The 4,201-nt window shown below is 72.0% G+C and carries 2 protein-coding genes and 1 pseudogene; 2 read left to right on the forward strand and 1 reads right to left on the reverse strand.

All coding sequences use genetic code 11. The features are described 5' to 3' along the window. A pseudogene (locus G6018_RS08110) lies at positions 1-578 on the forward strand (ABC transporter ATP-binding protein); the annotation flags it as partial. On the opposite strand, the gene glpK reads toward G6018_RS08110, so the two are convergent. After that, entirely contained in the window at positions 579-2,138 is a 1,560-nt protein-coding gene (gene glpK / locus G6018_RS08115) for a glycerol kinase GlpK (RefSeq protein WP_182616180.1), read from the reverse strand. It abuts the pseudogene before it with no gap. A gap of 79 nt (positions 2,139-2,217) precedes the next feature. Here glpK and G6018_RS08120 point away from each other — a divergent pair, with 79 nt between their 5' ends. After that, entirely contained in the window at positions 2,218-3,993 is a 1,776-nt protein-coding gene (locus G6018_RS08120) for a glycerol-3-phosphate dehydrogenase/oxidase (protein ID WP_179524760.1), read from the forward strand. Positions 3,994-4,201 lie beyond the last annotated feature (208 nt).

Below are 4,201 nucleotides of genomic sequence, written 5' to 3' on the forward strand. Positions count from 1 at the left end.
TGATCCTGCTGGACGAGCCGTTCAGCGCGCTCGACGCCGCCCTGCGGGGACGGGTCCGGGCGGAGGTCTCGACCCTGCTCGCCGAGTCCGGCGCGACGTCGGTCCTCGTCACCCACGACCGCGCGGAGGCGCTGGCCACCGCCGATCGGGTCGCCGTGCTCATCGACGGCCGCCTCGCCCAGGTCGACACCCCCGAACGGCTCTACTACCACCCGGTGAGCCGCGAGGTCGCCCAGCTGGCGGGGGAGGTCGTCCTTCTCCCGGCCACCGCGGACGGAGGGGTCGCACACACCACCATCGGCGCCGTCCCACTCGACACGCCCGCACGCGGGTCCGGCACCGTCCTGTGGCGCCCCGAGAGCCTGACGGTCCGTCGGGTCGGGCAGGAGGGGCACGGCGTGTGCACCGGCGTCGAGTTCGTCGGCGCGTCGACCCTCATCCGGATGTGTGTCGACGGCACCGAGCAGAGCTTCGCGGTCCCGGTCTCCGGCGGGGAGGTCTTCGAGGTGGGGGCCCGGGTGGAGGTCACGCCCTTGCGTCCCGCCGTCTTCCACGCGGGGCCGTCGGTGCCCGCCTGATCAGCTCTCGGTGGCGGCCCAGCCCAGGGTCCGTTCGACGGCGTCGTTCCAGCGGCCCCACAGGCGCGCGCGCTCGTCCTCGGCCATGCGTGGCTCCCACCGCCGGTCCTCCCGCCACAACTCCCGGAGCCGGTCGGGGGAGTCCCACTGGCCCACCGCCAGCCCCGCGGCGAAGGCGGCACCCAGGGCGGTGGTCTCGGTGACCTCGGGCCGGATCACGTCGATGCCCAGGATGTCGGCCTGGAACTGCATCAGGTAGTCGTTGACCACCATCCCGCCGTCGACACGCAGCGCGTCGGCGGTCTCGCCGGCGTCGGCGGCCATCGCGTCGGTCATCTCGCGGGACTGGAACGCGGTGGCCTCGAGCGCCGCTCGCGCCAGGTGTGCCCGGGTGTGGAACCGGGTCAGGCCCACCAGGGTGCCACGCGCGTCCGGGCGCCAGCGAGGGGCGAGAAGTCCGGAGAACGCGGGCACGAGATAGCAGTCGCCGTTGTCCTCCAGTGACGTCGCCAGTTCCTCGGTCTCCTCGGCGCTCGAGATCACCCCGAGGTTGTCCCGTAGCCACTGCACCAGCGAGCCCGCCACCGCCACGGAGCCCTCCAGCGCGTACACGGCGTCGGCGTCCCCGAGCTTGTAGCAGACGGTGGTGAGCAGCCCGTTGTCGCTGAACTGGGGGGTGGTGCCGGTGTTGAGCAGCAGGAACGCGCCGGTCCCGTAGGTGTTCTTGGCGTCGCCGGGGTCGAAGCAGGTCTGGCCGAACATGGCCGCCTGTTGGTCGCCGAGGATCCCCGCGATGGGGGTCCCGCCGAACATGCGACGCTCGGTCACGTGACCGATCACCCCCGAGGACGGCACGATGTCGGGGAGCATCGCCCGCGGCACCCCGATCTCGCGGCAGAGCTCGTCGCACCACTCCAGGGTCCGCAGATCCATGAGCAGGGTGCGGGAGGCGTTGGTGACGTCGGTGACGTGGAGCGCCGGTTCGCCGTCGGTCCCGCCGCGGCGGCCGCCGGTGAGATTCCACACCAGCCACGAATCGATGGTCCCGGCCAGCAGCTCGCCGGCCTCGGCCCGCTCGGTGCCGCGTCGGCCCTCGGCGTCGAGGTGATCGAGGATCCACCGGATCTTCGGACCCGCGAAGTAGGTGGACAGGGGCAACCCGGTCGCATCGCGGAACCTGTTGTCTCCGTCGGGGTGGCCCTCCGCCAACCGGGCGCAGATCCCGGAGGTCCGGGTGTCCTGCCAGACGATCGCGTTGTAGACCGGCTCACCGGTCTCCCGCTCCCACACCACCACGGTCTCCCGTTGGTTGGTGATGCCGATCGCGCTCACCAACGCCGGTTCGAGGTCGGCGTGACCGGCCACCTGGGCCATGGTCGTCCGCACGTTCTCCCAGATCTCCAGCGGGTCGTGTTCCACCCATCCGGCCCGGGGCAGGATCTGCCGGTGTTCGACCTGGGCGGTCGCCGCGGGCACCGGCAGACCGTCGTGGTCGAAGAGGATGGCCCGCGAGGACGTGGTCCCCTGGTCGATCGCGAGGATGAACGTGTTACGCGTCACGTCGTCAGACTACGTCCGCCCGGGCGTAGAGTCGGGCGCAACCGGCCGGAAACCGATACCCGGCCCCGGAGGGAGCACGATGCCCACGATCAGATCACGGTCCGTCCTCGGTCCCGAGCGCCGGGCCGAGGCATGGCGGAGGTTGTCGGAGGAGTCCTTCGACATCGTGATCGTGGGTGGCGGTGTGGTGGGCACCGGCAGCGCTGTCGACGCGGCCACGCGCGGCCTGAGCGTCGCGGTGGTGGAGGCCCGCGACTTCGCCGCCGGGACCTCCTCGCGCAGCTCCAAGATGTTCCACGGCGGGCTCCGGTATCTCGAGCAACTCGACTTCGGGCTCGTCGCCGAGGCCCTCCACGAGCGCGAGCTCAGCATGACCCGACTGGCCCCGCACCTGGTCAAACCGCTCAAGTTCCTCTTCCCGCTCACCCGCCGGTTCTGGGAGCGCCCCTACATGGCCGCGGGATTCGTCCTCTACGACCTCATGGGCGGCGCCAAGAGCGTCCCGCCGCAGAAGCACTACAGCCGCGCCGGTGCACGGCGCGTGGCGCCGGGTCTGCGCGAGGACGTCGTGGTGGGGGGGATCCGGTACTGGGACACGTTGGTCGACGACGCCCGCCACACCCTCACGCTCGCCCGCACCGCCGCCCTGCACGGCGCGGTGGTCGCCAACTCCACGCAGGTGATCGGCTACCTGCGGGAGGGCGAACGAGTGACCGGCGTGCGGGTCCGCGACGCCGAGACCGGACGGGAGACCGACGTCCGGGCCGGGGTGGTGCTCAACGCGGCGGGGGTGTGGACCGACCACCTGCAGGAGATGCTGGGGGAGGAGGGCGGCTTCACGGTGCGTGCCTCCAAGGGGGTCCACATCGTGGTGGACCGTGACAAGGTCGACTCGGAGGCCGCCCTCATCCTGCGCACCGAGAAGTCGGTGCTCTTCGTCATCCCCTGGGGCGAATACTGGATCATCGGCACCACCGACACCGACTGGCAGCTCGATCTGGCCCACCCCGCGGCGACGGGTGCGGACATCGATTACATCCTCGGGCACGTCAACGCCGTGCTCACGACCCCGATCGGGCGGGACGACGTCCGCGGTGTCTACGCGGGACTGCGCCCGCTGCTCTCGGGCGGGGCCGACTCCACCGCCAAGCTCTCGCGGGAACACGCGGTGATGCGCGCGGCTCCCGGGGCCGTGGTGGTGGCGGGCGGCAAGTACACCACCTACCGGGTCATGGCGGCGGACGCGGTCGACGCCGCGGTGGCCGAGCTGGGACCGGAGCGCGCGGAATCCGTTCCGGCCTCCACCACCGATCGCATCCCCCTCCTCGGTGCCGACGGCTACCCGGCGATGGTCAACCGCGCGGACCGGATCGCGGACCACTACGAGATCAGGGAGGAGCAGGTCCAGCACCTGCTCGACCGCTACGGTTCGCTTCTCGAGGACGTGCTGGACCTGGCGGCGGACCGCCCCGATCTGCTGGAGACCCTCGACGGCGCCGATCGCTACCTCCGGGTCGAGATCGTCTACGCCGCGCTCGCGGAGGCCGCTCTGCACCTGGAGGACGTCCTGGTCCGCCGGACCCGGATCTCCATGGAGTACCAGCACGGAGGGGTGGCGTGCGCCCGCGAGGCCGCGCAGCTCATGGCGGAGGTGCTGGACTGGGATACCGACCGCGTCGAGCGGGAGGTCGAGATGTTCGAGCAACGGGTCGCCGCGGAGCTGGCCAGCCAGGTGACGGACTCCGACGACGAGGCGGACGGCTTCCTCCGCGGCGTCCCCGAGGTCCGCGAGTTCCTGGTGGAGGCGACCGTCGACCCCGCGAGCGCCGAGCCGGTCGTCGACCACCCGGCCTGACCGGGAGGCCACCCTTCCCGACCGAGGGGCCACCTATCCCGACCGGGAGCCCGACCAGCGCGTGATGGGGGTCGGAACCGGCACGGCCGCGCTCCGCACCCCCTGACACCGGAAATCCGCTGCCGCCCTGCGCGATCGGCTGTCCGGTGGGGCAGCGGATGGCGCAGGAGAGCAGCGGATCCGGGGGAGGGGCGGGCCCGACGGCGCG

This window comes from Dietzia sp. DQ11-44, from assembly GCF_014145205.1.
Taxonomy (GTDB): domain Bacteria; phylum Actinomycetota; class Actinomycetes; order Mycobacteriales; family Mycobacteriaceae; genus Dietzia; species Dietzia natronolimnaea.

Bases quoted from the DNA above. Each gene is read 5' to 3' on its own strand.
- G6018_RS08120 (WP_179524760.1), top strand. From the start codon at position 2,218: ATGCCCACGATCAGATCACGGTCCGTCCTCGGTCCCGAGCGCCGGGCC.